Origin of the sequence: Pseudomonas sp. PDM01 (genome assembly GCF_014852325.1) — a bacterium.
Lineage (GTDB): Bacteria > Pseudomonadota > Gammaproteobacteria > Pseudomonadales > Pseudomonadaceae > Aquipseudomonas > Aquipseudomonas migulae.
On sequence record NZ_JACVBK010000004.1, the window covers coordinates 529,238 to 555,929 of the forward strand.

Consider the following 26,692-nt stretch of genomic DNA (forward strand, 5'->3'; position numbering starts at 1 on the left):
TTCCATTAATCGGCCTGACGACGCAGGAAAGCCGGGATGTCCAGGTAGTCCAGATCATCTTGCGGATTCATCTTCGCGGCAGTCGCAGCACCGGCCTGAGCCTGGTTGCGCATGACGGTCGGACGGTCCAGGTCACGGTAGTTCACCGCTGGAGCTTCCTGACGAGCGGGAGCCGATTGTTGCGGTTGCGGCGCCATGGAAGTGTGAACGGTATTGTCGATGACCTTCACAGGCTTCTCGATTTTCGCGCCCAGACCGGTGGCAACGACTGTTACGTGCAGCTCGTCGCGCATGTCCGGATCGATAACGGTACCGACCTTGACCATCGCGTGCTCGGAAGCGAAGGCTTCGATGATGCTACCCACGTCGGAGTACTCACCCAGGGACAGGTCAGGACCGGCGGTGATGTTCACCAGGATGCCGCGTGCACCTTGCAGGTTCACGTCTTCCAGCAGCGGGTTGCGAATGGCCGCTTCGGTAGCTTCGCGTGCACGGTTCGGACCGCTGGCGCAGCCAGTGCCCATCATCGCCATGCCCATTTCACTCATCACGGTACGAACGTCGGCAAAGTCGACGTTGATCATGCCCGGACGCTTGATGATGTCGGAGATACCGCGAACGGCACCGGCCAGTACATCGTCTGCCTTGGCGAAAGCCGACAGCAGGCTGGCGTCTTTACCGAGGATGGTCAGCAGCTTCTCGTTGGGAATGGTGATCAACGAGTCGACGCTTTCCGACAGCAGGCGGATGCCTTCGTCGGCCAGTTGCATACGCTTGCGACCTTCGAACGGGAACGGACGGGTCACCACCGCAACGGTGAGGATCCCCATTTCCTTGGCCACTTCAGCAATGATCGGCGCAGCACCGGTACCGGTACCGCCGCCCATGCCGGTGGTGATGAACACCATGTTGGTGCCCTGCAGGACTTCGGCAATGCGCTCGCGATCTTCGAGAGCGGCCTGACGACCTACTTCAGGGTTGGCGCCGGCGCCGAGACCTTTGGTCACGCTGGTGCCCAGTTGCAGGATGGTCCGCGCGCTGATGCTCTTCAGCGCCTGGGCATCAGTGTTGGCGCAGATGAATTCAACGCCTTCAATGTTGCTCTTGACCATGTGATTGACAGCGTTGCCGCCGCCTCCGCCAACACCGATAACCTTAATGACCGGGCTTGCGGGGATGTTGTCTACGAGTTCGAACATTTTCCCTCTCCTTTGATTCTCTAGTTTTTTCGCCTACTGCCTGTATCTACAACGGTGCTGCGGTAATTCTTCAGAAGTTGCCTTGTACCCAGCTCTTGATGCGATCGAGCAAGGCGGCTTTCGGTTCGTCATTGCTGTAGCTGTCGCGGCTGCTGATGCCCGAGAACGAAATCCCGTCGGACTGCTTCTGCAGGCCGTACATCAACAGGCCGACGCCGGTGGAATAAATCGGGTTGCGCACCACGTCGTCGAGACCCTTCACGCCATGCGGCACGCCCAGGCGGACCGGCATGTGGAAAATCTCTTCGGCCAGTTCGACCGCGCCTTCCATCTTCGACGTACCACCGGTCAGCACGATGCCGGCCGGGATCAGGTCTTCGTAGCCGCTGCGACGCAGTTCGGCCTGGATCAGCGTGAACAGCTCGTCGTAACGCGGCTCGACCACTTCGGCCAGGGCCTGGCGGGACAGCTCGCGCGGTGGACGGTCGCCAACGCTCGGGACCTTGATGGTTTCACCGGCACCGGCCAGCTTGGCCAAGGCGCAGGCGTAGCGAATCTTGATTTCTTCGGCGTACTGGGTCGGGGTGCGCAACGCCATGGCGATGTCGTTGGTCACCTGATCGCCCGCAATCGGGATCACTGCGGTGTGACGGATCGCGCCTTCGGTGAAGATCGCGATGTCGGTGGTGCCACCGCCGATGTCCACCAGGCACACGCCCAGCTCTTTCTCGTCGTCGGTCAGTACCGAGTACGCGGACGCCAGTTGCTCGAGAATGATGTCGTCGATTTCCAGACCGCAGCGGCGCACGCATTTTTCAATGTTCTGTGCGGCGTTGACGGCGCAGGTGACCACGTGGACCTTGGCTTCCAGACGTACGCCGGACATGCCCAGAGGCTCACGCACGCCTTCCTGGTTATCGATCACGTAATCCTGCGGCAGGGTGTGCAGCACGCGCTGGTCAGCCGGGATTGCCACAGCCTGGGCAGCGTCGAGAACGCGCTCAAGGTCGGCGGAGCTGACTTCGCGATCACGAATCGCCACGATGCCGTGGGAGTTCAGGCTGCGGATGTGATTGCCGGCCACGCCGACGAACGCCGAGTGGATCCGGCAACCAGCCATCAGCTGCGCTTCTTCGATGGCGCGCTGGATCGATTGCACGGTGGACTCGATGTTCACCACCACGCCTTTTTTCAGGCCGCGGGACGGATGAGTGCCGATCCCGACGATTTCCAGCGTGCCGTCGTCCGAGACCTCGCCTACCAGCGCCACCACCTTGGAGGTGCCGATATCGAGACCGACGATCATTTTGCCGCTTTGCACGTTTGCCATGGGTCCTGCCTCTCTTAATTCTTCGCGACAGCGGGTTGGGCTGTCGTAGGCGCTACAGGTTCCCGCCAGCCAACAGCGAGGCCGTTGGCGTAGCGCAGATCGATGCGCGCAATGTTCGTAATCTGTTCTTTAAGCGTCTTGTCGTAGATGGCAATGAAGCGGCGCATCTTTTCCACCAGGTTGCCGCGGCCCAGCAGCAGCTCGATCCCCGGGCCCGAACTGCCGGCGCCGGTGGTCAGGAACCAGCTGCCTCGTTCACGCAACTCCAGGCGTGCAATCGAGAAGCCCAACGGCCTGAGCATCTGGCTCAGCACCTGGTATTGCTGCATCACTTGCTGCTGAGCCCGTTGTGGGCCGAACAGCTGTGGCAAGTGTTCGTAGTTCGCCAGCTCACGCGGGGTGAACGCCTGACCCTGGTTGTTCAACAGCGATTCGTCGCCCCAACGGGCCACCGGCAGTTGTTCTTCCAGGCGGATCACCACTTGATCCGGCCACACCCGACGCACTTCGGCGTGGGCAATCCATGGCATCTGTTCCAGCTCGGTGCGCATGCTCGCCAGGTCGATGGTGAAGAAGCTCGACGCCACGTACGGGGCGATTCGCTGCTGCACCGCTTGCTGGCTGATGTAACTCAGGTCGCCCTGCACCGCGATCTTGGTGATTGGCCGGTCGGCGTACGGCAGCAAACGCTGTGCGCCTTCGTAAGTGCCAAACCCCAGTGCGACCAGCAGCACCGGCCAGAACAGGCTTTTCAGAAAACCAAAATTGGCTTTCGGCAGGCGCGCAGACATCGGCTCTTTGGCCACCATTCGGCTGGCACCCCGCGGCACCGGCTTGCGGCCGGGTGCTGGAGGGGGCTGATGTCTTAGCTGTGCGCCTTGCATGGTCTTACCCTCGAACCTCAACACTGGCGGCCAGGATCGCCAGGACCAATTGCTGGAAATCCAGACCGGCGGCACGGGCCGCCATCGGGACCAGACTGTGATCGGTCATGCCCGGTGCGGTGTTGACTTCCAGGAACCAGAACTGCCCGTCGGCGTCCTGCATCACGTCAGCCCTGCCCCAACCGGCGATACCCAGCGCCTCACAGGCTTTCGCCGTGAGGTCCATCAGTTCTTTTTCCTTGTTGCTGTCGAGGCCGCACGGGATCCGGTACTGGGTATCGGAGGCCACGTACTTGGCGTCGTAGTCGTAGAAACTGTGCGTCGTGCCCAGGGCAATCGGTGGCAACACCTGGTCACGCAGGGTGGCGATGGTGAACTCCGGACCTTGAATCCATTGCTCGACCAACACTTGCGAATCGTAGGTACTGGCCGCTTTCCACGCGTCGATCAACTCCGGCGCGGAAGTCACTTTGGCCATCCCGATACTTGAACCTTCATGGGCCGGTTTGACGATCAAAGGGAAGCCCAGTTCCGTCGCCGCCGAAATACAATCGGCCTCGGAACTCAGTACCGCGTGGCGTGGCGTCGGAATGCCGAGGCTGTGCCACACCTGCTTGGTGCGCAGCTTGTCCATGGCCAGCGCCGACGCCAGAATGCCGCTGCCGGTGTACGGAATGCCCAGGCATTCCAGCAGGCCTTGCATGCTGCCGTCTTCACCGCCACGACCGTGGAGAATGATGAACGCGCGGTCGATTTTCTCGTTGAGCAAACGCTGCAACAGGTCATCACCGACATCGAGACCGAACGCGTCCACACCGGCGCTTTGCAGCGCTGCGAGAACCGCGTTGCCCGACTTCAGGGAAACTTCACGCTCCGCACTCTTGCCGCCGAACAGCACGGCAACGCGGCCGAAATCTTTCGGCGCGACAGTGGAGACGAGGTTGGCGTAAGCAGCAGTCATTTCAACTTCCCCACGCTTGGCGCGGCAACGGCGCCAGCGAACAACGGACTCTTCAACAGTTTCGGTGCGAGACCGCCGATATCACCGGCGCCCTGGCACAACAGGATGTCGCCGGCACGCAGCAGCGGCTTGACGACAGGCGCGAGGTCGACACCGCGCTCGATGTAGATCGGGTCGAGCTGACCGCGCTGACGGATGCTGTTGCACAGCTTGCGGCTGTCGGCACCCGGGATCGGCTCTTCGCCGGCCGGATAGACTTCCATCAGCAACAGCACGTTGGCGTCGGCCAGTACATTGACGAAATCGTCGTACAGGTCGCGGGTGCGGCTGTAACGGTGCGGCTGGTAGACCATCACCAGGCGGCGCTCCGGCCAGCCACCACGCACGGCCTTGATCACGGCCGCGACTTCGGTCGGGTGGTGACCGTAGTCGTCGACCAGCATTACGCTGCCGTCTTCGACCGGCAGTTCGCCATAGACCTGGAAGCGTCGGCCGACACCCTGAAACCCGGACAGCCCCTGGACGATGGCTTCATCGCTGACGCCTTCGTCAGTGGCGATGCAGATGGTGGCCAGCGCGTTCAGCACGTTGTGGTTGCCCGGCATGTTCACCGAGACGTCCAGCGGCTCGCGGTCAGGACGCAGCACGGTGAAGAAAGTCTGCATGCCCTGCTGACGCACATTGATCGCGCGCACATCGCAGTCATCGCCGAAACCGTACGTGACGACCGGACGTTTGACCTGCGGCAGAATTTCACGCACCACCGGATCGTCCAGGCACACCACCGCCAGACCGTAGAACGGCAGGTTGTGCAGGAACTCGACGAAGGTTTTCTTCAGTTTGTTGAAGTCACCGTCGTAGGTCGCCATGTGGTCGGCGTCGATGTTGGTGACCACGGCCACCAGCGGCTGCAAGTGCAGGAAGCTGGCGTCGCTTTCGTCGGCTTCGGCGATCAGGTAGCGGCTGGTGCCGAGCTGGGCATTGGTGCCCGCGGCATTCAGACGACCACCGATGACGAACGTCGGATCGAGGCCACCGGCCGCAAATACCGAAGCGATCAGGCTGGTGGTGGTGGTTTTGCCGTGGGTACCGGCGACGGCGATGCCGTGGCGATAGCGCATCAGCTCGGCCAGCATCTCGGCACGCGGCACCACCGGAATACGGCGTTCAAGCGCAGTGGCGACTTCCGGGTTGGAGGTGTTCACCGCGCTCGATACCACCAGCACGTCGGCGGCAGCGGCGTTCTCGGCACGGTGGCCGATAAAGATCTGGGCGCCGAATGATTCAAGACGCTCGGTGACCGGCGAAGCTTTCAGGTCGGAACCGGACACTTCATAGCCCAGGTTCAGCAACACTTCGGCGATCCCGCACATGCCCACGCCGCCGATACCGACGAAGTGGATGCGACGGATGCGGCGCATTTCCGGGTGCGGCATGGCTTTCTGATTCTCAACCATGGGCCACCTCCAGGCAGGTATCGACCACGTTACGGGTCGCATCGGGTTTGGCCAGGCGGCGTGCCGCAGTGGCCATGTCGGTGAGTCGTTGTGGTTGCATCAGGACCTCTGTCAGGCGTGCGGCTAGATCCGCTGCGCCAGTCGTTCTTTGCGGCATCAGGAAGGCAGCGCCTTCACGGGCCAAATAATCGGCGTTGCGGGTCTGGTGATCGTCGATCGCGTGGGGCAAAGGCACCAGCATCGAGGGCAGACCGGCGGCAGCCAGTTCACTGATGGTCAGCGCGCCTGCGCGGCACACCACCAGGTCGGCCCAGCCATAGGCGTGGGCCATGTCTTTGATGAAAGGCTGCACTTGCGCCTCGACGCCAGCCGCGCGATAGCGCTCTGCAGTCACTTCATCGTGGTTTTTCCCAGCCTGATGGAACACGTCCGGGCGCAGGTCGGGGGCGACGTGCGACAGGGCTTCAGGCAGTAATTTGTTCAACGGTTCTGCGCCCAGGCTTCCGCCGAGGATCAGCAAACGCGCCTTGCGACCAGCCAGGGCAGGTCGCGGTGTGTCGAGGAACAGCTCGGTGCGCACCGGGTTACCGGTGGTCCGTCGGCTGTCCGACAGGGTAAAGGTGTCGGGGAACGCTTCACAGACTCGGGCGGCCAACGGCACCAGCAACCGATTGGCGGTACCGGCCACGGCGTTCTGTTCGTGAACGATCACCGGCACACCGGCCAGTTTGGCTGCAACGCCGCCAGGACCGGTCACATAACCACCGAAACCGACCACGCACACCGGCCGCAACTGGCGAATGATCGCCCGCGCCTGCCAGACGGATTTGAGCAACATCAACGGCGCCTTGAGCAGGGACAACTTGCCCTTGCCGCGCAGACCGCTGGCGTTGATCCGGTGCAGCTCGATGCCGGCCATCGGCACCAGGTCATTTTCGATGCCACGCGGCGTGCCAAGCCAATGCACGGTGTAACCGCGGGCCTGGAACTCGCGAGCGCAAGCCAGCGCCGGGAACACGTGTCCGCCGGTGCCGCCCGCCATGATCAATACGTTAGCGCCCATGGGTCGGCTCCTCGGCGAAGTCGCTCTCATGGAACTCCATCTCCTCACTGCCCAGGTGGGTTCGACTCTCCCACTCAATGCGCAGCAACAAGCCGAGACAGGCACAGCAGATCACCAACGAACTGCCGCCATAACTGAGGAACGGCAAGGTCAGGCCTTTGGTTGGCAGCAGGCCGACGTTCACCCCGATATTGATCAGGAACTGACCAATCCACAGGAACGACAGACCGTACGCAATATAGGCAGCAAAGAACTGCTTGGCCTTCTCGGCCCAATAACCGATGTACATGCCGCGAATACAGACAAAGACGAACAGCGCCACGGTGCACAGGGAACCCACGGCACCCAGCTCTTCGGCCAGAACCGAGAACACGAAGTCGGTGTGGGCTTCCGGCAGGTAGAACTGTTTCTGCACGCTGTTGCCCAGGCCTACGCCCAGCCACTCACCGCGACCGAACGCGATCAATGCTTGCGACAACTGATAACCGGCGCCGAACTGGTCGGCCCACGGGTCGGCAAAGTTGGTCAGACGCGCCATCCGGTATGGCTGCACCTGAATCAACAACACCACCGCCGCAACCGCCAGGACCACCATCAACGAGAACCGGAACAGCCCGACCCCGCCAAGGAACAGCATCGCCGCAGCCGCGCCCATCATCACGACGGTGGCACCGAAGTCCGGCTCCATCAGCAACAGACCCGCCATCGGCAGCAGCACGATGAACGGCTTGAAGAAACCCATCCAGCTTTCACGCACTTCTTTCTGGCGACGCACCAGATAACCGGCGAGGTAGATCACCACGAACACCTTGGCAATCTCGGAAGGCTGAACGTTGAAGAAACTGAAACCGATCCAGCGCATCGAACCGTTCACTTCACGGCCAATCCCCGGAATGATCACCATCACCAGCAAGCCGAACGCACCGATCAGCATCAGCCAGCCCAGGCGTTGCCAGGTAGCAATCGGAATCATCATGGTAACGATGCAGGCAGAGAGGCCCAGCACCACGTAGATCAAGTGGCGAGTCATGTAGTACAGGGCACTGCCCGACTGCACGGCGCCCACTTCGGTCGAAGCCGAGGCGATCATGACCAGTCCGAGGCCGAGCAAGGCCAGGCAACCGGCAAGCATCGGAAAATCGAGGTCGATGCCACGTCCGGTGATGAGCGGCGAAGGAAACGGCTTGATGATGTTGAGCAGGCTCATGCCAGATCCTCCACTGCCTGGACGAACTGGTGACCACGGTCTTCGTAATTCTTGAACATGTCGAAGCTGGCGCAGGCCGGCGACAACAACACCACGTCGCCCGGTTGCGCAGCGGCGCGGCATTGCTGCACCGCTTCAACCAGCGAAGCAGCGCGGATCAGCGGCACGGCGTCGCCAATGGCCTCACCGATCTTGTCGGAGTCGCGGCCCATCAGGATCACGGCGCGGCAGTTGGCCGCCACCGGATCACGCAGATCATTGAACTCGGCACCCTTGCCGTCGCCACCGGCGATCAGCACGACCTTGCCGTCGATGTCCGCGCCCAGGCCTTCGATGGCGGCCAATGCGGCGCCGACGTTGGTGGCTTTGGAATCGTTGTAGTAGCTCACGCCGTCCAGGTCACGAACCCACTGGCAGCGATGTTCGAGACCGGCGAACGTGCGCAGGCTCGACAGCATGGCGTCGAACGGCAGGCCGACCGCGTGGCCCAGGGCCAGCGCCGCCAGGGCATTGGACTGATTGTGGGCGCCGCGAATTTTCAGCTCGCGCACCGGCATCAGGTTCTGGAATTCGAAGGCGAGGTATTTCTCGCCGTCTTCTTCGCGGATACCAAACGCCTTGAAATCGGGTTTGCTCAAACCGAAGGTCCAGCAGGGCTGACCTTCGCCCATCAACGGACGGCTCAGGGCGTCCTGACGGTTGACCACGAACTGCCTGGCACCACGGAAGATCCGGTGCTTGGCCAGGTGATAGGCCGGCAGACCGCTGTAGCGGTCCATGTGGTCTTCGCTGACGTTGAGCACGGTCGCCACTTCGGCGTTGAGCTGGTCGGTGGTTTCGAGCTGGAAGCTCGACAGTTCCATCACGTACAACTCGATGTCATCGCGAAGCAGGTCCAGCGCCGGCGTGCCGAGGTTGCCGCCGACAGCGACGCGCTTGCCGGCCGCAGCCGCCATCTCGCCCACCAGCGTGGTCACGGTGCTTTTCGCATTGGAGCCGCTGATGGCGACAATCGGCGCCTTCGCGTTACGCGCGAACAGCTCGATGTCGCCGGACAACTTCACGCCACGAGCGGCGGCAGCCTGCAGGGCCGGGGTCGCCAGCGCCAGGCCGGGGCTCACGTAGAGCTCATCGGCGCGGCACAGGAATTCGACGTCCAGCTCGCCACAACGCACTTCCACGTGCGGATAGTCACGCTTGAGCGTGGCCAGTTCCGGTGGATTTTCCCGCGTATCGGCCACGGCAAACGACGTGCCCCGGTTCGCCAGGAAGCGAACCAGGGACATGCCGCTCTTGCCGAGGCCGACAACGATGCGGAAGTGGTCAGAAGCGATCAGAGACACGAGTTTCTACCTCAGCTTCAGGGTGGCAAGGCCGACCAGCACGAGAATCACGGTGATGATCCAGAAACGGACGATCACACGCGGCTCGGGCCAGCCCTTGAGTTCAAAGTGGTGGTGAATCGGTGCCATGCGGAACACACGGCGACCGGTCAGTTTGAAGGAGGCAACCTGAATGACGACTGACAGGGTCTCCATCACGAACACGCCGCCCATGATGAACAGGACGATTTCCTGACGGACGATCACCGCGATGGTGCCCAGGGCCGCGCCCAGCGCCAGCGCGCCGACGTCGCCCATGAAGACTTGTGCCGGGTAGGTGTTGAACCAGAGGAAGCCGAGGCCCGCACCGATCAACGCACCGCAGAACACGATCAGTTCACCGGCGCCGGGTACGTACGGGATCAGCAGGTATTCGGCGAATTTCACGTTACCCGACAGGTAGCAGAAGATCCCCAGACCACCACCGACCATCACGGTCGGCATGATCGCCAGGCCGTCGAGGCCGTCGGTCAGGTTGACCGCGTTGCTCGAACCGACGATCACGAAGTAAGTCAGCACGATGAAACCTGCGCCCAGCGGAATGCTGTAGTCCTTGAGCATTGGCAGGATCAGGGTGGTTTCGACCGGCGTCGCGGCGGTCATATAGAGGAAGATCGCCGCGCCGAGACCAAACACCGACTGCCAGAAATACTTCCAGCGGCTCGGCAGGCCTTTGGAGTTTTTCTCGATGACCTTGCGATAGTCATCGACCCAGCCGATGGCACCGAACAGCAACGTCACCAGCAACACGGTCCACACATAGCGGTTGCTCAGGTCAGCCCAGAGCAAGGTGCTGACGCCGATGGACGACAGGATCAGCGCGCCACCCATGGTCGGGGTGCCGGATTTGGACAGGTGCGATTGCGGGCCGTCGTTACGAACGGATTGACCGATCTGACGGTTCTGCAACGTGCGGATCATCCACGGGCCATAGCACAGCGACAAAACCAGCGCGGTCAGCACACCGAGAATCCCGCGCAGGGTCAGGTACTGAAAGACCGCGAAGCCTTTGTAGAACTGTTGCAGATACTCCGCTAGCAGCAGCAGCATTAATGTTTCTCCAGACTGGACCCGCACAAAGCGGCGACGATGTTTTCCATCGCAGCGCTGCGCGAGCCCTTGATCAAAATGGTGGTGTTTGTGTCTTGCTCGGCGCCGAGGGCCTTGATCAGTTCAGCCTGAGTGGTGAAGTGATAAGCCTGCTCGCCAAAAGCGTTTACGGCGTGAGTCATCAATGGCCCGACCGCGTAAAGCGCAGAAACCTTGCCACGGGCATACTCGCCCACGTCGCGGTGCCCCTGCTCCGCCCAGTCGCCCAACTCGCCGATATCCCCGAGCACCAGAACGGTGCGGCCGGAAAAGCCGGCGAGTATATCAACGGCCGCGCACATCGAGGTGGGGTTCGCGTTGTAAGTGTCATCGATCACGCGCATGCCATTGCTGGCCAGTTGCGCGACGGTACGGCCCTTGACCGGCTGCACCGCGCCGAGGCCGGTGGCGATGCCGGACAGCGACACGCCCAAGGCGTGCGCGGCAGCGGCGGCGGCCATGGCATTGGCGACGTTATGGGTGCCGAGCAGGTTCAGTTGAACGCGCTCCACACCGTCAGGACTGTGCAGATTGAACGCCGGGCAACCGCGCGCATCGCGGTCCAGATCGCTGGCGTAGAAGTCGGCGCTGACGTTGCTCAGGGCAAAGGTCAGCACTTTGCGACCGGCGGCGCGGGTCTTCCAGATGTCGAAGGCCTTGTCGTCAAGATTGAGCACGGCGATGCCATCGGCCGCCAGCCCTTCAATAATCTCGCCCTTGGCTTCCACGATTTTTTCCGGCCCGCCGAATTCGCCGACGTGGGCGGTCCCGGCGTTGTTGAGCACGGCCACGTGGGGCTTGGTCATGCCAACGGTGTAGGCAATTTCGCCGAGCCGCGAAGCACCCAGCTCGATCACGGCGGCGGTATGTTCCGGCGCGAGTTCAAGCAAGGTCAGCGGCACGCCGAGGTCATTGTTCAGGTTGCCACGAGTCGCCAACACCGGACCGCGTGTGCGCAGGATGCTCGCAAGCATTTCCTTGACCGTGGTCTTGCCGCTGGAGCCGGTGATGGCGGCTACAGGATGAGTAAACGCAGCACGGTTCATCGCACCCAGTTGGCCAAGGGCCTGACGGGCGTCCTTGACCAGCAATTGCGGCAGCCCACTGTCGGGCACTTCGCGCTCGACCAGGGCAGCCACCGCGCCTTTGTTCGCCACGTCGTTCAGATAGTCATGGCCGTCGAAACGCGGGCCGGTCAAGGCAATAAACAGTTGGCCCGGCTTGATCGCACGGCTGTCGATGCTGACGCCATCGAACGTGGCATCGGCGATGATCATGCGGCCATTCAGCGCGCCGGTCAGTTCGCTCAGTTTCAAGTGTTTAAGCATGAGCCAACTCCCACGCGGTCAGTGCGCGATCAGCCTCGACCAGATCAGAGAAGTCATGACGCTGGCCGTTGATTTCCTGATAGTCCTCGTGACCTTTACCGGCCAGGACAATCACGTCATCCACCGAAGCACTGGCGATCAATTGCGCAATGGCCTGACCACGACCGGCGACGAACGTCACCTTATCCACGTTGGTGAAACCGGCGCGGATGTCATCGAAAATCACTGCAGGGTCTTCGGTGCGCGGATTGTCATCGGTGACCAGCACGCCGTCAGCAAGACGTTCGACCACTTCAGCCATCAGCGGGCGCTTGCCGCGATCGCGATCACCGCCGCAGCCGAACAGGCACAGCAAGCGACCTTTGGCGTGCGGACGCAGAGCCATCAATACTTTTTCCAGCGCATCCGGGGTGTGGGCGTAATCGACCACCACCAGCGGTTGAGTACCGCCGCCCAGGCGCTGCATGCGACCGGCCGGGCCTTCGAGTTTCGGCAGGACCTTGAGGATTTCGTCCAGCGCGTAGTCGAGACCGAGCAAGGCACCGACCGCTGCCAGGACGTTGCTCAGGTTGAAGCGACCAAGCAAGGTGCTGCGCAGATGATGCTCGCCTTGCGGCGTGACCAACGTGGCGCGCACGCCTTCGTCGTCGAACTGCGCTTCGCGGCAAAACAGGTAGGCGCTGCTGTCGAGCAGGCTATAGGTGATCAAGCGCGACTCACGTTTTTCAGCAGCCAGTTGCCGGCCGAAATCGTCGTCGAGGTTCACCACCCGGCATTTCAGATCGTTCCAGTCGAACAGCTTGGCCTTGGCTTCGCCGTAGGCCTGCATGGTGCCGTGGTAATCCAGATGATCGCGGGACAGATTGGTCATCACCGCCACATCAAACGCCAATGCCGTTACGCGGCCCTGATCCAGACCATGGGAAGACACTTCCATGGCCACGGCTTTGGCGCCGGCCTTTTTCAGGTCGGCGAGGGTCGCTTGCACCGCAATCGGGTTCGGCGTGGTGTGCAGGCCGCTTTCCAGCGCGCCATAGAAACCGGTGCCCAGTGTGCCGACAATGCCGCAATGCTGGCCGAGCAAATCCAGTGCTTGCGCCACCAGTTGGGTCACGCTGGTTTTGCCGTTGGTGCCGGTCACGCCGACCAGGTTCAGGTGGCGGCTCGGTTCACCGTAGAAACGCCCGGCGATATCGGACAGCTGCGCCGCCAGGCCTTTGACCGGAATCAGCGGCACGTCGGTGATCGGCAGCACGGTTGCGCCTTCGACTTCATACGCCACGGCTGCAGCACCGCGCTGCAAGGCGTCGGCAATGTGAGCGCGACCGTCGAACTTGCCGCCAGGAACGGCAAGAAACAGATCACCAGCCCGCACATTGCGGCTGTCCAGTGTCAGTTCGCGGATCAACAGATCGCGGCCGGCGTGGGCGAAAATCTTGTTCAGGCTCAGAGACATCAGCCGCGCCCTCCATTGGCTTTCAGCGGAACAACCGGTGTTGCGTTGGCTTGTTGCACCGGCGGCAGGTTGTCCGGCGTGACGTTCATCAGGCGCAGGGTCCCGGACATCACTTTGCTGAACACCGGCGCCGACACCAGGCCACCGAAATAGCCGGCTTTGGTCGGTTCGTCGATCACCACTACGATGGCGTATCGCGGATCGCTCATCGGGCCGAAGCCTGCGAACAGCGAGCGGTAGGAGTTCTCGGCATAGCCTTTGGTGCCGACCGACGTTTTACGCGCCGTACCGGACTTGCCGCCGACGTGATACGCCGGCACTTGCGCACGGAATACACCGCGCGGTGCTTCGATCACTTGTTGCAGCATGGTTTGCATGGTCTTGGCGACAGCTTCCGGCAGCACTTGCGTGGTTTGCGGCGCCTTGTCGGTCTTGATCAGGGTCAGTGGCGCGAGGCGACCGTTGTTGGCCAGTGCCGAGAAGGCGTGGACCAACTGGATCGCGGTCACGGAAATACCGTAGCCATAGGACAGCGTGGCGGTTTCCGCCTTGCGCCATTCGCGGTAGTTCGGCAGGTTGCCCACGCGCTCGCCCGGGAAGCCGAGGCCGGTGTCTTGGCCGAGGCCGACTTTCTGCGCCAGGCGGAAAATGGTTTCGCCGCCGATATCGAACGCGACCTTGCTCATGCCGACGTTACTGGAGTTGATCAGAATGCCGGTCAGGTCGAGTACCGGACCTTCGGTCTTCGATACGTCCTTGATGGTGTACTTGCCAATCTGCAGGCTGCCCGGGTACACCTCGACGGTGTCGGTCGGTTTCCAGCGGCCGGTTTCGATCGCGGCACTCATGGAGATCGCTTTCATGGTCGAACCCGGTTCGAACACGTCGATCATTGCGCGGTTACGCATCATCGCTGGTTGCAGGTTGCGACGGTTGTTCGGGTTGTAGGTCGGCTGGTTGACCATGGCGAGGATCTCGCCGGTCTTCACGTCCATGATCACCAGGCTGCCGGCTTTCGCGCCGTTCTCGATGATCGCGTTGCGCAGTTCGCGGTTGGCCAGGTATTGCAGACGCAGGTCAATGGACAACGCCAAGGGCTTACCGGCCTTGGCGTTTTTGGTCACCTGAACATCTTTGATAAGTCGACCGCGCCGGTCCTTGATGACCTGCCGCTTGCCAGGGACACCGGCGAGCCATTCGTCATAGGCCAGCTCGACACCTTCACGACCGTGGTCATCAATGTCGGTAAAGCCGACCATATGAGCAGTCACTTCACCGGCCGGGTAGAAACGGCGGAATTCTTCGATGCCGTAGACGCCCGGCACTTTCAGGTCGAGCACGGACTGGCCTTGCTCAGGCGTCAGCCCGCGCACCAGATAGATAAATTCTTTATTAGCCTGCGCTTCGAGACGTTCGGCGAGGGCTTTCGGATCCTGACCCAACGCGGCCGCCAATGCTGGCCATTTCTCTTTGGCCGTTTGCATTTCCTTGGCGTTGGCCCACAGCGTGGTGACCGGGGTACTGACAGCCAAAGGCTCGCCGTTACGGTCGGTGATCAGACCACGGTGAGCCGGAATCGGAATATGACGAACGCTACGCGCGTCGCCCTGCCCTTTGAGGAAGGCACGGTCGACCACTTGCAGGTCAATGATGCGCCAGCAAATTGCCGCGACCATGACGCCGAGCAAACCCACCACCAGGCGAAACCGCCATGGAAAGAGTGCGCCTTCGAGTTTCATCATGGCGCCACCATCTGCACGTCAGCGGCGCCAGGAATGTGCATCTTCAGTTGCTCGGTGGCCAGGACTTCGATGCGGCTGTGCGCCGTCCATGTGCTCTGCTCGAGAATCAACCGGCCCCATTCCGCCTGCGCCTTGTCGCGCACGCTCAACTCGTTGTAAAGCGAGTTCAACAGCTGACGGTTCCAGTGGGCGCTGTACGACACGCCGATGGCCGACACGAGCACGCCAACAAACAGCAGCAGCATGAAAAAGCTTCCGCCGGGAAGTGGCTTGGCGAAAAGCTTGCTCACCGCAGCTTCTCCGCCACACGCATGACGGCGCTACGGGAACGTGGGTTGGCTTTGAGTTCGGCCTCGGAGGCGGACTGCGCTTTGCCATGGATTTTGATTTTCGGTTCGAACGCGACGTGACGTACCGGCAGGTTGCGCGGCAGGTTGTCGGCTTCGCCTTTCACCAGCTTGCGCATGAACAGTTTGACGATGCGGTCTTCCAGCGAGTGAAAACTGATGACCACCAGGCGGCCACCGATTTCCAGGGATTCCAGCGCAGCTTCAAGGCCGGCTTCCAGATCACCCAGTTCGTTGTTGACGTGAATACGCAGGCCCTGGAATGCACGGGTCGCAGGGTTCTTGCCCTTTTCCCATGCCGGGTTGGCGACTTTCAGGACTTCAGCCAGATCGCCGGTGCGCTCGAACGGCTTGATGTCGCGACGCTCGGCCACGGCACGGGCCATGCGGCCGGAGAAACGTTCTTCGCCGTATTCCTTGAACACCCGGGCGATTTCTTCCACCGGCGCGGTGTTGACGAACTCGGCAGCGCTGATCCCGCGGGACGGGTCCATGCGCATGTCCAGCGGGCCATCATTGAGGAAACTGAAACCGCGCTCAGGGTCGTCGAGCTGTGGCGAAGACACGCCCAGGTCAAGCAGAACGCCGCTGACCTTGCCGGCCAGACCGCGTTCGGCGACTTCCGAACCGAGCTCGGCAAAGCTGCGCTGCACAACGACAAAGCGGCCGTCTTCGGCCGCTAGCGTCTGCCCGGTGGCAATCGCTTGAGGATCCTTGTCGAATCCCAGCAACCGACCCTCGGGACCAAGCTGGCTGAGGATCAACCGGCTGTGCCCGCCGCGTCCGAACGTGCCGTCCAGATAGCAGCCATCAGGACGTACGGCGAGAGCCTCGACGGCTTCGTCAAGCAGTACGGTGATGTGGTTAAAGCCGCTATCAATAGTCACAGGATCAAATCACGCAGTTCATCAGGCATGGCGCCCGGTTGTTGAATAGCAGCCAGGTCAGCGGCAGAAACCGCATCCCAGGCATCCTCGTCCCACAATTGGAACTTGTTCAGTTGGCCTACCAGCATCGCGCGCTTATCCAGCCGGGCATATTCACGAAGACGCGGCGGAACCAGGAAACGACCACTGCCATCGAGCTCGAGGTCGACGGCATTACCAATCAGTAAACGTTGCAGGCGGCGGTTCTCTTCGCGAAGCGAAGGCAGTGCGCGCAGTTTGGTTTCAATAATTTCCCACTCATCGAGGGGGTAAACACACAAACACGGATCAACGGCATCAATTGTGACGATCAGCTGACCGGAACTACGCGAAACGAGCTCGTCACGGTACCGGCTCGGCATGGCGAGACGGCCCTTTGCGTCGAGACTGATAGCGTTAGCTCCGCGAAACACGTCAGCGTTTCTCCAAATATTAGCGTTTTGCGTTCAAAAAACCCACTTCATGCCACTTTCCACCACTTGCGCACACTATAGGAATGCGGCCACCGCACCGTCAAGGCGCGGATTAAAGGAAAACCCTTACAGAACTGAGATTTAGGAGCGTATTGGGAGGGGTAACGGCAATCTGGCGGATGAATTTGCTCGATAACTTGAATCAGCACAGAAGGCTGCGTTCAGAAGTTAAAGTAGTTTGTTAAGAGTAAGATTTTTTCGGTATTACAAAAGAGGTTATGCGATTGATTGTGCAGGAGGGAAATTGCCATTACGAGCGCCCTGCTCAACGATTCAAACAGGGAGGGAAAAAGGTGGAGAGTCGATCTGTAAGCCGGGTTCTGTCTTGAACAGTCATTCGTCTACGATGGCCATCACTGGACATCTTTAGCAACCTACCCGGTCCCAGCGCGGGCCACGCCTTGGGACCCTATTTGGTCTTGCTCCAAGTGGGGTTTACCTAGCCACGAACTGTTGCCAGACGTGCGGTGCGCTCTTACCGCACCTTTTCACCCTTACCGGCGCCGAAGCGCTTAGGCGGTTATTTTCTGTGGCACTTTCCGTAGGCTCACGCCTCCCAGGCATTACCTGGCACTTCGCCCTATGGAGCCCGGACTTTCCTCCCCCCCCTAATTTTCATAGAGGGCAGCGACTGTCCGATCGACTCTCCGCCGCGAAGGTTAACGGCAGAGCGGCCGAAGAACAAGCGTTAAACGCCATCAGCCGCGCCTGCACGTCGGGTTTTACTCGCCCTTCTGCTTATCCAGCGCGACCTGATACAGGACATTCTTGCGTTCGCCGGTAATTTGCGCGGCCAATGCTGCGGCCCGCTTGAGTGGCATTTCTTCGAGCAACAGATTGAGGATGCGCATGGCTTCACTGCTGACGGCATCTTCCGTCTCGGGGGCGGACCAGCCCGCCACCAACACCACACACTCACCGCGCTGCTGATTGCTGTCCGACTCGACAAACTCGCGCAGCTCGGCCAATGGCAGGCCTTTCAGGGTTTCGAAGGTTTTGGTCAGTTCACGCGCCAGCAACGCCAGACGCTCGCCACCGAAGACCAGCTCCATGTCTTGCAGGCACTCCAGGATCCGGTGCGGGGCCTCGTAGAAAATCAGCGTGCGCGGCTCTTCCTTTACCAGCTCCAGACGAGCCCGACGACCGACCGCCTTGGCCGGCAGGAAGCCTTCGAAGATAAAACGGTCCGACGGCAAACCCGCCGCCGACAGCGCCGCAATCAATGCACAAGCCCCCGGTACCGGCACGACATTGATTCCGGCCGCACGGGCCTGACGCACCAGGTGATAACCCGGATCGGAGATCAGCGGCGTCCCGGCGTCGGAGATCAGCGCCACATCGTCACCGGCGAGCAGGCGGGTAATAAAGCGGCTACCTTCATCCCGCTCGTTGTGCTCGTGGCATGCCGCCAGCGGCGTGGGGATGCCGAAATGCTGCATCAACCGCTGAGAATGACGGGTATCTTCGGCGGCGATCAATGCCACTTCGCGCAGGATCTTCAGCGCGCGTGCACTGATGTCGTCCAGGTTGCCGATGGGCGTCGCCACCACATAAAGCGAGCCAGCAGCGGAATTCAAAGCACCTGGAGCAGTCAAAGCGCACACCTCATGATCGGTAAAAGCCGCCATTGTAGCGCGTAGCGACGATTGCGATACGCGCAAGCAACCCCGGGTTTTTCAGGCTACGGTGCAGTGCTGGAACATTTGTACGAGCTAAATTGATCGATTCACGCCAGTAGCATCGCGCCCCGGCCAGTGCTTGGGTACAATTCCACGCTTATTTGATCGAGTATCAGGAACACTACATGATCGCTTGCCTGCGGCTGTTCACTGCCCTCTGCCTCGCTGCCTTGCTGGCGGCTTGCGCCAGCTCGCCCTCTTCCAGCCTTGGCGAACTTCCACGGACCCCGGATGCCAGTATCGAGCAACTGCTCGATCAGGCCGCCAAAAGCAAAACGCCGGAACAAGCCGCGCTGTTTCGCCTGAGCGCGGCCGACCTCGCTTATCGCCAGGGCAATGCCGGCCAGTCCGCGCAAATCCTGCAACAAGTGCCGGTCGAGCAACTCAAGCCAGGCCAACAGGTCTTCGCCAACACGCTGGCGGCTGAACTGGCCATGACCCGCAATCAGCCGAAAGCGGCGCTGACCGCTTTGAGCCATCCAAGCCTGCAACGCCTGGGTGAATTGCCGGAAGAACAACAGATTCGCACCGGCACCGTGCACGCTCGCGCCCTTGAGGCCGATGGCCAGACCCTCGCCGCCGCACGGGAGCGTATTTTCATCGCGCCGATGTTGAGCGGTGAAGCGGCAGGCAAAAACCACGAAGCGATCTGGACCCTGATCGCTTCGCTGCCAACCGACCAATTGCAACCAACCACCAAGGACGACCTCGGTGGCTGGATGGGCCTGGCGCTCGCGGTTAAAACGGCCGGCACGCTTGAGCAACAACAAGCTGCGATCGACAACTGGCGCGCCCAGAACCCTAAACACCCGGCCGCCATTCAGTTGCCGCTGTCACTGACCAAACTCAAGGAACTGGCCAGCCAGCCTCTGAGCAAGATCGCCCTGCTGCTGCCGCAAGACGGCCCGCTGGCATCGGTCGGCAAAGCGCTTCGCGAAGGTTTCATGGCTGCGCACTACCAGGCTCAACAGGCCGGCCAGAAGCCGCCTGCCATCGAGTTCTATGACAGCTCGCGCCTGACTTCCCTTGACGAGTTCTATCGCAAGGCTCAAGCCGATGGCGTGCAACTGGTCGTCGGTCCGCTGGAAAAACCACTGGTCAAACAGCTCAGCACTCGCCCACAACTGCCGATCACAACCCTGGCGCTGAACTACAGCGAAGGCGAACAAGGCCCGGCCCAGCTGTTCCAGTTCGGCCTTGCCGCTGAAGACGAAGCCCGCGAAGTGTCCCGTCGCGCTCGCGCCGATGGCCTGCATCGCGCCGCGATCATGGTGCCGAAAGGTGAATGGGGCGACCGCGTACTCCGGGCGTTCAGCCAGGACTGGCAGGCAAACGGCGGCAGCATCGTTGCCACCGAGCGCGTTGATCAGCCAGTGCAACTGGCCCAGCAGATTGCCGACATGTTCCAGCTGCGCCAGAGCGAAGGTCGTGCCAAGAGCCTGCAAAGCACCGTCGGTTCGCAGGTCGCTGCCCAGCCTTCGCGTCGCCAGGACATCGAGTTCATCTTCCTGGCCGCCACACCTCAGCAAGCCCAGCAGATCAAACCGACCCTGAACTTCCAATACGCAGGCGATGTGCCGGTTTATGCCACCTCCCACGTATTCAGTGCCAGCGGCGACGTGAACCAGTACAACGACATGAACGGCATTCGCTTCTGCGAAACCCCATGGTTGCTGGACGCCAATGATCCGCTGCGCAAGCAAGTGACCACACAATGGCCACAAGCCGCCGGCAGCCTGGGTCGTTTGTATGCGATGGGCGTCGACGCCTACCGCCTGGCTCCGCGCCTGGGGCAACTCAAGGCGCTGCCGGACAGCCGCATCGAAGGTCAATCGGGCAGCCTGGGCATGACTCAGAACCAGCGCGTCGTGCGCCAGTTGCCGTGGGCACAGTTCGCCAACGGCCAGGTTCAACGCCTGCCGGACACCCCGCGCTGATGCCTGACCGGTCACGCCAGCAAAGTGGTAAAGATGCCGAGCGCCATGCGCTCGAGCATCTGCAACAACAGGGTCTGCGCCTGCTGGCGCAGAACTGGTTGTGTAAACGCGGCGAGCTTGATCTGGTCATGCTTGATGGCGATACAGTAGTATTCGTTGAAGTTCGCTACAGAAAAAACACTCAATGGGGTGGCGCGCTCGATAGCATCGATGAGCGCAAACGGCAGAAACTGATTTTTGCCGCGCAGTATTTTCTTCAGCGCGAGTCGCGTTGGGCCAATTCCCCTTGCCGTTTCGACGTGGTTGCCATCGACAGCAGCCTCGATCAGTTGAACTGGCTGCAGAATGCCTTCGACAGCTGATCGCGTGCGTCCCGAACCGGACACTTTCACCCGACAATTTTGCTCTTTGCTTTGCGGGCTGCACATTCATGTGCCGAGTAGCCGCGCTAATTAAGGTCACACAGATGGACATGCAATCCCGAATTCGCCAGCTTTTTCAGGCCAGTATCGACACCAAGCAAATGGCGATGGACGTACTTGCACCGCACATCGAGCAAGCCAGCCAAGTGATGGTCAACGCCCTGCTCAACGAGGGCAAAATGCTCTCCTGCGGCAACGGCGGTTCCGCGGGCGATGCCCAGCATTTCTCGTCCGAGCTGCTCAACCGCTTTGAACGTGAGCGCCCGAGCCTGCCGGCCATCGCACTGACCACCGACAGTTCGACGATCACCTCGATCGCCAACGACTACAGCTACAACGAAATCTTCTCCAAGCAGATCCGCGCACTCGGCCAGCCGGGCGACGTACTGCTGGCGATTTCCACCAGCGGCAACTCGGCGAACATTATTCAAGCGATCCAGGCCGCACATGATCGCGAAATGATTGTCGTAGCATTGACGGGCCGCGATGGCGGCGGCATGGCGTCGCTGCTATTGCCCGAGGACGTCGAGATTCGCGTACCGGCCAACGTCACCGCACGTATTCAGGAAGTCCACCTGCTGGCGATCCATTGCCTTTGCGATTTGATCGACAGCCAACTGTTCGGGAGTGAAGAATGACCCCTAATCGCCTAGGCCTTCTGGCCTTGACCCTGTGCCTCGGCATCAGCGGCTGCACCTCGGTGGTGAATGCCAGCCGTGAAGCGCCGATCGATGATGATCGCGGCACACGCACCTTAGGCAGCAAGATCGACGACTCTCTGATCGACACCAAAGTCGGCGTGAACATCGCCAAGGCCGATCCGGCCCTGGACAACGATTCGCACATCGTCGTCACCAGCTTCAACGGCGTCGTACTGCTCGCCGGCCAAACGCCGCGCGCCGACCTCAAGGCCAAGGCCGAACAGGCCGCTGCCGCCGTGCAGCGCGTGAAAACGGTGCACAACGAACTGCAGGTGCTGCCACCCTCCGGTTTCCTCGCCCGCCAGAACGACACCTGGCTGACCTCCAAGATCAAAACCCAGATGCTCACCGACCCGAACATCCCGGGCTCGCGCATCAAGGTTGTCACTGAAAACGGCATCGTCTATTTGCTGGGCCTGCTGACCAAGCAGGAAGCCGCCCAGGCGACCAATCTGGTGCAGGGCGTTTCCGGGGTACAGAAGATTGTGAAGTTATTTGAGTACATCGACTGATACTAGCGGCGATCTAGAGACCGCCCTCGACCTGTAGGAGCACGGCTTGCCGGCGAAGGCGATTTCGAGGACGCCTTCGCCGGCAAGCCTGGCTCCTACAAGTAATAAAAAAGGCGATCCTTTCGGATCGCCTTTTTTATTACTTCACCACTTTCAAACTTGGCCGACCGCTTGGGCGCGGCGGCTCACTGTCCGGCGGCGGCAGATCATCATCCGGCTCGATCTCTTCCTCGTCTTCCATAGGCGATTCCAGATCGAACACCATGCCTTGACCGTTCTCCCGGGCGTAAATGCCCAGGATCGATGCGATAGGCACGTACAGGGTGTGCGGCACGCCACCGAAGCGTCCCTCGAAGCTGACCGCTTCGTTATCCATGTGCAGATGACGCACGGCGGCCGGCGATACGTTCAGGACAATCTGTCCGTCACTGGCAAAACCCTGAGGCACCTGCACCGACGGATACTCGGAATTGACCAGCATGTGCGGGGTGCAATCGTTGTCCACAATCCACTCGTAGAGCGCGCGGACCAGATAAGGTCGACTGGAGTTCATAGCGGCTCCTTAAGCCTTAGCGCATATCGCGTTCGACGCCAGACAGACTTGCCTGGAAAGCCTCACGCGCAAACGAGCGCTCCATATAATCAAGCAACGGCTTGGCGGGCCGTGGCAGTTCAATACCCAAAATCGGCAAACGCCAGAGTATTGGTAGTAGGCAGCAATCCACCAGACTTTGTTCCTCGCTGAGGAAAAACGGCTTGTCGGCGAACAGCGGCGACACGCCAGTCAGGCTTTCGCGCAGCTCTTTACGAGCAACGACACGGGCAGCTTCCTTGGTCCGCGAATCCAGGATCAGATCCACCAGACCACACCAGTCACGCTGAATACGATGAATCAGCAAACGGCTGTTGGCACGCGCCACTGGATAAACCGGCAGCAAAGGCGGATGCGGGTAACGCTCATCCAGATATTCCATCACCACGGTCGACTCCCACAACGCAAGGTCACGATCGACCAGGGTGGGCAGGCTTCCGTAAGGGTTCACCTCAATCAGTTTAGGCGGCTGGCGGCCAGCTTCCACGTAAATGATCTCGGCGCTGACACCCTTCTCTGCAAGTACGATGCGCACTCGGTGGGAATAGTGGTCGGCGGGGTCGGAGTAACAGGCCAACCGATTGGTCACGCCCATGGCGGTCCTCCTCGCTTGTTGAAATTATCGGAAGCGGAAAAACGAGCGCGCCCAGAGGGCGTCTCCCGTAACGCCTGGATAAACCAGACTCGTTACACCTTCAGAGACGCCCTTGGGCGCGCGCGATTAACAGCAATTGCTTGAAACTTTATCAGTGCACATCTTTCCAGTATTCGCGCTTGAGCAAGTAGGCGAATACGAAGAAGAACGCCAGGTACAGCAAGACGTAGGTACCAATGCGCTGATGCTGCAGCTTAACCGGGTTAGCCGAGTAAGCGAGGAAGGTTACCAGATTCTTGACCTTCTCATCGAACTGCTCTTCGGTCAGAGCACCGCTCTTCGGCACGATGGTCAGCTGATCGCACGCTTCATGAGTCAGCGCGGTACCGGTCAGCGGATCATATTGCTTCTTGCCGTCTTCGACGATCTGGACCTGTTTGCAACCGACGACCTGACGACCTTGCAGGCCCACCAGGACGTTCGGCATGCCCACGTTCGGGAAGACCTTGTTGTTCACGCCCCAAGGACGCGACGGATCTTCGTAGAACGACTTCAGGTAGCCGTAGAGCCAGTCCGTACCGCGAACACGAGCCACCAGGGTCAGGTCAGGCGGTGCAGCACCGAACCAGGTCTTGGCGTCAGCCGGCTGCATGCCGATGCTCATGTGGTCGCCGATCTTGGCGCCAGTGAACACCAGCTTCGACAGCATCAGATCGTGAGGAATGCCCAGATCGTCGGCAACACGCTCGTAGCGCTGGAACTTGGCGCTGTGGCAGCCCATGCAGTAGTTGGCGAATGTACGCGCGCCATCTTGCATGGCGGCCTTGTCGGAAACGTCGATGTCGACCTTTTCCAACTCAGGACCACCGTGCTCGGCAGCGAAGGACAGTACAGGCAAAGCAGCAAGAATCAGTACAGCAAATAGCTTTTTCATCAGCCAGTCACCCTTTCCGGAACCGGTTTGGTCTTCTCGAGCCTGGTGTAGAAAGGCATCAGAATGAAGTAGGCGAAGTACAGGAAAGTACACACCTGCGACAGCAACGTACGGCCTGGAGTCGGCGCCAGAACACCCAGCACGCCCAGAATCACGAACGAGATGCAGAACACCCAGAGCCAGATTTTGCTCAACCAGCCTTTGTAGCGCATCGACTTGACCGGGCTACGGTCCAGCCATGGCAGGACGAACAGTACGGCGATGGCCGCACCCATGGCGATAACGCCCAGGAGCTTGTCCGGAACCGCCCGCAGAATCGCGTAGAACGGTGTGAAGTACCAGACCGGAGCAATGTGCTCTGGGGTCTTGAACGCGTTCGCCACTTCAAAGTTCGGCTTCTCGAGGAAGTAGCCGCCCATTTCCGGGAAGAAGAACACGATCGAGCAGAAGATGAACAGGAACACCACCACGCCGACGATATCTTTCACGGTGTAGTACGGGTGGAAGGCAATGCCGTCCAGCGGTACGCCGTTTTCGTCTTTGTATTTCTTGATGTCCACGCCGTCCGGGTTGTTCGAGCCGACTTCGTGCAGCGCCAGAACGTGCAGCACCACCAGACCGAGAATCACGATCGGCAGGGCAACAACGTGCAGGGCAAAGAAGCGGTTCAGCGTGATACCGGAAATCAGGTAGTCACCACGGATCCACTGAGTCAGGTCGTTACCGATAACCGGGATCGCACCGAACAGCGAGATGATCACCTGGGCACCCCAGTAGGACATCTGGCCCCACGGCAACAGGTAACCCATGAAGGCTTCCGCCATCAGCGCCAGGTAGATCAGCATGCCGAAGACCCACACCAGCTCACGCGGCTTCTGATACGAACCGTAGAGCAAGCCACGGAACATGTGCAGATAAACCACGATGAAGAACGCCGAAGCGCCGGTGGAGTGCAGCAGACGCAGGATCGAGCCGTACTCGACGTCGCGCATGATGTATTCGACGGAAGCAAACGCTTCTTCCGCCGACGGGGTGTAGCTCATGGTCAGCCAGACACCGGTAACGATCTGGTTGACCAGAACGAGCAGCGCCAGGGAACCAAAGAAGTAGAAGAAGTTGAAGTTCTTCGGGGCGTAGTACTTGCTGAGATGGTCTTCCCACATTTTGGTCGCGGGAAAGCGCGCATCAACCCAATCCATGAACTTGCTCATCACGCTTTCTCCGTATCGACGCCAATGACAATAATCTCATTGGTCTCATAGGAATGCGGGGGAACTGGCAGGTTCAAAGGCGCAGGTTGCGACTTGTAGACGCGGCCAGCCAGATCGTAGTGGGAACCGTGGCACGGGCAGAAATAGCCGCCTACCCAGTCCTTGCCCAGATCAGCAGGTGCCACTTCGGGACGGAAGGTCGGCGAGCAACCCAAGTGCGTACAGATACCGATCAGCAGCAGAACCTCTGGCTTGATCGAACGCGTAACCGGGTCGACATAGGTCGGTTGTGTCGAGTTCTTGGAGGTCGGGTCAGCCAGCTGGCCCTCGATCTTTTTCAGATTCCCCAGGATTTCCTCGGTACGGCGGACAATGAACACCGGCTGACCGCGCCACTCAGCAATCATCTGCTGGCCTGGCTCGATTTTGCTGACATTCACTTTCACCGGTGCACCTGCGGCTTTCGCCTTGGCACTGGGAAACCATGACCCCACGAACGGGACCGCAGCCCCCACCGCTCCTGCAGCACCCACCACGGATGTGGCTGCTACCAAGAAGCGACGCCGGCCTGCATTCACGCCGTCATTGCTCATTCAGTCCTCTCCCATCAGCTTTGTGGCCTGTTAAATCAGGCATCTACTAAGTAAAACTATGTACTTATAAAAATTTTGCCGAATGGTAATGAAAAGCCCCAATTCTGACAAGGTAATTACCGAAGGGCTCCACTGCCAAGCCTTGTAGTATAGGGGCTCTGCGGATGTGGCAAGTTGTCACAGAGCAATTCTTTGATAAATCGCACCCATAAAAAAACGCCCAGCTCCGTGAGGAAACTGGGCGTTCTTTTTGAACGTGAAAGCGAATTAACGCTTCGAGTACTGCGGACGCTTACGCGCTTTACGCAGACCGACTTTCTTACGTTCAACTTCACGGGCGTCGCGGGTAACGAAGCCAGCTTTGCGCAGAGCGCTACGCAGGGTTTCGTCGTAGTCCATCAGAGCGCGAGTGATGCCGTGGCGGATTGCGCCAGCTTGACCACTTACACCACCGCCGATCACGGTGACGTAGATGTCGAACTTCTCGACAGTCTCAGTCAATTCCAGCGGCTGACGAACTACCATGCGGGCAGTTTCGCGGCCGAAGAAATTATCCAGCGAACGGTTGTTGATGGAGATGTTACCAGTACCCGGACGCAGGAAAACGCGTGCGGTTGCGGTCTTGCGACGGCCAGTGCCGTAATTTTGAGTCGCCGACATAATGAACTATTC

At 60.4% G+C, this 26,692-nt stretch carries 26 protein-coding genes and 1 other RNA gene; 4 read left to right on the forward strand and 23 right to left on the reverse strand.

The genetic code is table 11. The features are described from left to right. Nucleotides 1-5: 5 nt before the first annotated feature. From ftsZ to rsmI, 17 genes are all read right to left on the reverse strand, one after another. Nucleotides 6-1,199 carry a cell division protein FtsZ gene (gene ftsZ, locus IB246_RS13125; protein WP_008025988.1) on the reverse strand — a complete coding sequence of 398 codons (1,194 nt, stop codon included), beginning with the start codon at nucleotides 1,197-1,199 and terminating at the stop codon, nucleotides 6-8. A gap of 70 nt (nucleotides 1,200-1,269) precedes the next feature. Continuing rightward, on the reverse strand, nucleotides 1,270-2,529 hold the full coding sequence (ftsA, locus tag IB246_RS13130) for a cell division protein FtsA (protein WP_008025987.1): 1,260 nt from the start codon (nucleotides 2,527-2,529) through the stop codon (nucleotides 1,270-1,272). A 14-nt stretch (nucleotides 2,530-2,543) separates the two neighbouring features. After that, on the reverse strand, nucleotides 2,544-3,413 hold the full coding sequence (locus IB246_RS13135; RefSeq protein WP_008025986.1) for a cell division protein FtsQ/DivIB: 870 nt from the start codon (nucleotides 3,411-3,413) through the stop codon (nucleotides 2,544-2,546). A gap of 4 nt (nucleotides 3,414-3,417) precedes the next feature. Further along, entirely contained in the window at nucleotides 3,418-4,374 is a 957-nt protein-coding gene (locus IB246_RS13140) for a D-alanine--D-alanine ligase (RefSeq protein ID WP_008025985.1), read from the reverse strand. Beyond that, complete coding sequence (gene murC, locus IB246_RS13145; RefSeq protein ID WP_008037298.1) at nucleotides 4,371-5,831, reverse strand: UDP-N-acetylmuramate--L-alanine ligase; 1,461 nt, start codon at nucleotides 5,829-5,831, stop codon at nucleotides 4,371-4,373. Before murC ends, IB246_RS13140 begins: the two co-directional genes overlap by 4 nt. After that, a complete protein-coding gene (murG, locus tag IB246_RS13150; protein WP_008037296.1) occupies nucleotides 5,824-6,894 on the reverse strand; it encodes an undecaprenyldiphospho-muramoylpentapeptide beta-N-acetylglucosaminyltransferase in 1,071 nt (356 codons plus the stop codon). The genes murC and murG overlap by 8 nt, the downstream gene beginning before the upstream one ends. Next, entirely contained in the window at nucleotides 6,884-8,101 is a 1,218-nt protein-coding gene (ftsW, locus tag IB246_RS13155) for a putative lipid II flippase FtsW (RefSeq protein WP_008037295.1), read from the reverse strand. The genes murG and ftsW overlap by 11 nt, the downstream gene beginning before the upstream one ends. Continuing rightward, a complete protein-coding gene (gene murD, locus IB246_RS13160) occupies nucleotides 8,098-9,444 on the reverse strand; it encodes a UDP-N-acetylmuramoyl-L-alanine--D-glutamate ligase (RefSeq protein ID WP_008025978.1) in 1,347 nt (448 codons plus the stop codon). Before murD ends, ftsW begins: the two co-directional genes overlap by 4 nt. A gap of 6 nt (nucleotides 9,445-9,450) precedes the next feature. Further along, entirely contained in the window at nucleotides 9,451-10,533 is a 1,083-nt protein-coding gene (mraY, locus tag IB246_RS13165) for a phospho-N-acetylmuramoyl-pentapeptide-transferase (protein ID WP_008037292.1), read from the reverse strand. Next, entirely contained in the window at nucleotides 10,533-11,900 is a 1,368-nt protein-coding gene (locus IB246_RS13170) for a UDP-N-acetylmuramoyl-tripeptide--D-alanyl-D-alanine ligase (RefSeq protein ID WP_008025974.1), read from the reverse strand. The genes mraY and IB246_RS13170 overlap by 1 nt, the downstream gene beginning before the upstream one ends. Beyond that, nucleotides 11,893-13,356 carry a UDP-N-acetylmuramoyl-L-alanyl-D-glutamate--2,6-diaminopimelate ligase gene (locus IB246_RS13175; RefSeq protein ID WP_008037289.1) on the reverse strand — a complete coding sequence of 488 codons (1,464 nt, stop codon included), beginning with the start codon at nucleotides 13,354-13,356 and terminating at the stop codon, nucleotides 11,893-11,895. Before IB246_RS13175 ends, IB246_RS13170 begins: the two co-directional genes overlap by 8 nt. After that, the gene (locus IB246_RS13180) at nucleotides 13,356-15,095 is read right to left on the reverse strand and encodes a peptidoglycan D,D-transpeptidase FtsI family protein (RefSeq protein WP_177318160.1); all 1,740 of its coding nucleotides are present in this window, start codon (nucleotides 15,093-15,095) and stop codon (nucleotides 13,356-13,358) included. Before IB246_RS13180 ends, IB246_RS13175 begins: the two co-directional genes overlap by 1 nt. Beyond that, nucleotides 15,095-15,388, reverse strand: a complete 294-nt coding sequence (ftsL, locus tag IB246_RS13185; protein ID WP_032828607.1) for a cell division protein FtsL — start codon at nucleotides 15,386-15,388, stop codon at nucleotides 15,095-15,097. Before ftsL ends, IB246_RS13180 begins: the two co-directional genes overlap by 1 nt. Beyond that, complete coding sequence (gene rsmH / locus IB246_RS13190) at nucleotides 15,385-16,332, reverse strand: 16S rRNA (cytosine(1402)-N(4))-methyltransferase RsmH (protein ID WP_008037287.1); 948 nt, start codon at nucleotides 16,330-16,332, stop codon at nucleotides 15,385-15,387. The genes ftsL and rsmH overlap by 4 nt, the downstream gene beginning before the upstream one ends. Continuing rightward, on the reverse strand, nucleotides 16,329-16,784 hold the full coding sequence (gene mraZ / locus IB246_RS13195; RefSeq protein ID WP_008025967.1) for a division/cell wall cluster transcriptional repressor MraZ: 456 nt from the start codon (nucleotides 16,782-16,784) through the stop codon (nucleotides 16,329-16,331). The genes rsmH and mraZ overlap by 4 nt, the downstream gene beginning before the upstream one ends. Nucleotides 16,785-17,137: 353 nt before the next feature. After that, an RNA gene (gene rnpB / locus IB246_RS13200) (RNase P RNA component class A) lies at nucleotides 17,138-17,491 on the reverse strand. Nucleotides 17,492-17,566: 75 nt separating this feature from the next. Continuing rightward, entirely contained in the window at nucleotides 17,567-18,472 is a 906-nt protein-coding gene (gene rsmI, locus IB246_RS13205) for a 16S rRNA (cytidine(1402)-2'-O)-methyltransferase (protein ID WP_162130705.1), read from the reverse strand. A 176-nt stretch (nucleotides 18,473-18,648) separates the two neighbouring features. Here rsmI and IB246_RS13210 point away from each other — a divergent pair, with 176 nt between their 5' ends. The 4 genes from IB246_RS13210 (at nucleotide 18,649) to IB246_RS13225 (ending at nucleotide 22,095) form a co-directional block, all read left to right on the forward strand. Beyond that, nucleotides 18,649-20,460 carry a penicillin-binding protein activator gene (locus tag IB246_RS13210; protein ID WP_008037284.1) on the forward strand — a complete coding sequence of 604 codons (1,812 nt, stop codon included), beginning with the start codon at nucleotides 18,649-18,651 and terminating at the stop codon, nucleotides 20,458-20,460. Continuing rightward, entirely contained in the window at nucleotides 20,460-20,822 is a 363-nt protein-coding gene (locus tag IB246_RS13215; protein WP_008025963.1) for a YraN family protein, read from the forward strand. Before IB246_RS13210 ends, IB246_RS13215 begins: the two co-directional genes overlap by 1 nt. A gap of 104 nt (nucleotides 20,823-20,926) precedes the next feature. Next, entirely contained in the window at nucleotides 20,927-21,520 is a 594-nt protein-coding gene (locus IB246_RS13220) for a phosphoheptose isomerase (protein WP_008025961.1), read from the forward strand. Beyond that, nucleotides 21,517-22,095 carry a BON domain-containing protein gene (locus tag IB246_RS13225; RefSeq protein ID WP_008025960.1) on the forward strand — a complete coding sequence of 193 codons (579 nt, stop codon included), beginning with the start codon at nucleotides 21,517-21,519 and terminating at the stop codon, nucleotides 22,093-22,095. Before IB246_RS13220 ends, IB246_RS13225 begins: the two co-directional genes overlap by 4 nt. Before the next feature lie 139 nt (nucleotides 22,096-22,234). Here the strand turns inward: IB246_RS13225 and IB246_RS13230 are convergent, their stop codons facing one another. The 6 genes from IB246_RS13230 to rpsI form a co-directional block, all read right to left on the reverse strand. After that, nucleotides 22,235-22,648: a ClpXP protease specificity-enhancing factor gene (locus tag IB246_RS13230; protein WP_008037283.1), complete on the reverse strand. Its 414-nt coding sequence runs from the start codon at nucleotides 22,646-22,648 to the stop codon at nucleotides 22,235-22,237. Between the two features lie 16 nt (nucleotides 22,649-22,664). Next, nucleotides 22,665-23,282, reverse strand: coding sequence for a glutathione S-transferase N-terminal domain-containing protein (locus tag IB246_RS13235; RefSeq protein WP_007905304.1), 618 nt, complete (start codon nucleotides 23,280-23,282; stop codon nucleotides 22,665-22,667). A 151-nt stretch (nucleotides 23,283-23,433) separates the two neighbouring features. Then, a complete protein-coding gene (locus IB246_RS13240) occupies nucleotides 23,434-24,216 on the reverse strand; it encodes a cytochrome c1 (protein WP_008025956.1) in 783 nt (260 codons plus the stop codon). Next, the gene (locus tag IB246_RS13245) at nucleotides 24,216-25,427 is read right to left on the reverse strand and encodes a cytochrome b (protein WP_007943720.1); all 1,212 of its coding nucleotides are present in this window, start codon (nucleotides 25,425-25,427) and stop codon (nucleotides 24,216-24,218) included. Before IB246_RS13245 ends, IB246_RS13240 begins: the two co-directional genes overlap by 1 nt. Further along, a complete protein-coding gene (petA, locus tag IB246_RS13250; RefSeq protein ID WP_008025954.1) occupies nucleotides 25,427-26,020 on the reverse strand; it encodes a ubiquinol-cytochrome c reductase iron-sulfur subunit in 594 nt (197 codons plus the stop codon). The genes IB246_RS13245 and petA overlap by 1 nt, the downstream gene beginning before the upstream one ends. Nucleotides 26,021-26,287: 267 nt before the next feature. Then, nucleotides 26,288-26,680 (reverse strand): 30S ribosomal protein S9, encoded by a 393-nt coding sequence (gene rpsI / locus IB246_RS13255; protein WP_003228056.1) that lies wholly within the window; start codon nucleotides 26,678-26,680, stop codon nucleotides 26,288-26,290. Nucleotides 26,681-26,692 lie beyond the last annotated feature (12 nt).

What these genes read in the sequence shown, in the direction of transcription:
- ftsZ (WP_008025988.1), bottom strand. Translation starts at nt 1,199, where the DNA reads ATGTTCGAACTCGTAGACAACATCCCCGCAAGCCCGGTCATTAAGGTT.
- ftsA (WP_008025987.1), bottom strand. Translation starts at nt 2,529, where the DNA reads ATGGCAAACGTGCAAAGCGGCAAAATGATCGTCGGTCTCGATATCGGC.
- IB246_RS13135 (WP_008025986.1), bottom strand. Translation starts at nt 3,413, where the DNA reads ATGCAAGGCGCACAGCTAAGACATCAGCCCCCTCCAGCACCCGGCCGC.
- IB246_RS13140 (WP_008025985.1), bottom strand. Translation starts at nt 4,374, where the DNA reads ATGACTGCTGCTTACGCCAACCTCGTCTCCACTGTCGCGCCGAAAGAT.
- murC (WP_008037298.1), bottom strand. Translation starts at nt 5,831, where the DNA reads ATGGTTGAGAATCAGAAAGCCATGCCGCACCCGGAAATGCGCCGCATC.
- murG (WP_008037296.1), bottom strand. Translation starts at nt 6,894, where the DNA reads ATGGGCGCTAACGTATTGATCATGGCGGGCGGCACCGGCGGACACGTG.
- ftsW (WP_008037295.1), bottom strand. Translation starts at nt 8,101, where the DNA reads ATGAGCCTGCTCAACATCATCAAGCCGTTTCCTTCGCCGCTCATCACC.
- mraY (WP_008037292.1), bottom strand. Translation starts at nt 10,533, where the DNA reads ATGCTGCTGCTGCTAGCGGAGTATCTGCAACAGTTCTACAAAGGCTTC.
- IB246_RS13170 (WP_008025974.1), bottom strand. Translation starts at nt 11,900, where the DNA reads ATGCTTAAACACTTGAAACTGAGCGAACTGACCGGCGCGCTGAATGGC.
- IB246_RS13175 (WP_008037289.1), bottom strand. Translation starts at nt 13,356, where the DNA reads ATGTCTCTGAGCCTGAACAAGATTTTCGCCCACGCCGGCCGCGATCTG.
- IB246_RS13180 (WP_177318160.1), bottom strand. Translation starts at nt 15,095, where the DNA reads ATGAAACTCGAAGGCGCACTCTTTCCATGGCGGTTTCGCCTGGTGGTG.
- rsmI (WP_162130705.1), bottom strand. Translation starts at nt 18,472, where the DNA reads ATGGCGGCTTTTACCGATCATGAGGTGTGCGCTTTGACTGCTCCAGGT.
- IB246_RS13210 (WP_008037284.1), top strand. Translation starts at nt 18,649, where the DNA reads ATGATCGCTTGCCTGCGGCTGTTCACTGCCCTCTGCCTCGCTGCCTTG.
- IB246_RS13215 (WP_008025963.1), top strand. Translation starts at nt 20,460, where the DNA reads ATGCCTGACCGGTCACGCCAGCAAAGTGGTAAAGATGCCGAGCGCCAT.
- IB246_RS13220 (WP_008025961.1), top strand. Translation starts at nt 20,927, where the DNA reads ATGGACATGCAATCCCGAATTCGCCAGCTTTTTCAGGCCAGTATCGAC.
- IB246_RS13225 (WP_008025960.1), top strand. Translation starts at nt 21,517, where the DNA reads ATGACCCCTAATCGCCTAGGCCTTCTGGCCTTGACCCTGTGCCTCGGC.
- IB246_RS13230 (WP_008037283.1), bottom strand. Translation starts at nt 22,648, where the DNA reads ATGAACTCCAGTCGACCTTATCTGGTCCGCGCGCTCTACGAGTGGATT.
- IB246_RS13235 (WP_007905304.1), bottom strand. Translation starts at nt 23,282, where the DNA reads ATGGGCGTGACCAATCGGTTGGCCTGTTACTCCGACCCCGCCGACCAC.
- IB246_RS13240 (WP_008025956.1), bottom strand. Translation starts at nt 24,216, where the DNA reads ATGAAAAAGCTATTTGCTGTACTGATTCTTGCTGCTTTGCCTGTACTG.
- IB246_RS13245 (WP_007943720.1), bottom strand. Translation starts at nt 25,427, where the DNA reads ATGAGCAAGTTCATGGATTGGGTTGATGCGCGCTTTCCCGCGACCAAA.
- petA (WP_008025954.1), bottom strand. Translation starts at nt 26,020, where the DNA reads ATGAGCAATGACGGCGTGAATGCAGGCCGGCGTCGCTTCTTGGTAGCA.
- rpsI (WP_003228056.1), bottom strand. Translation starts at nt 26,680, where the DNA reads ATGTCGGCGACTCAAAATTACGGCACTGGCCGTCGCAAGACCGCAACC.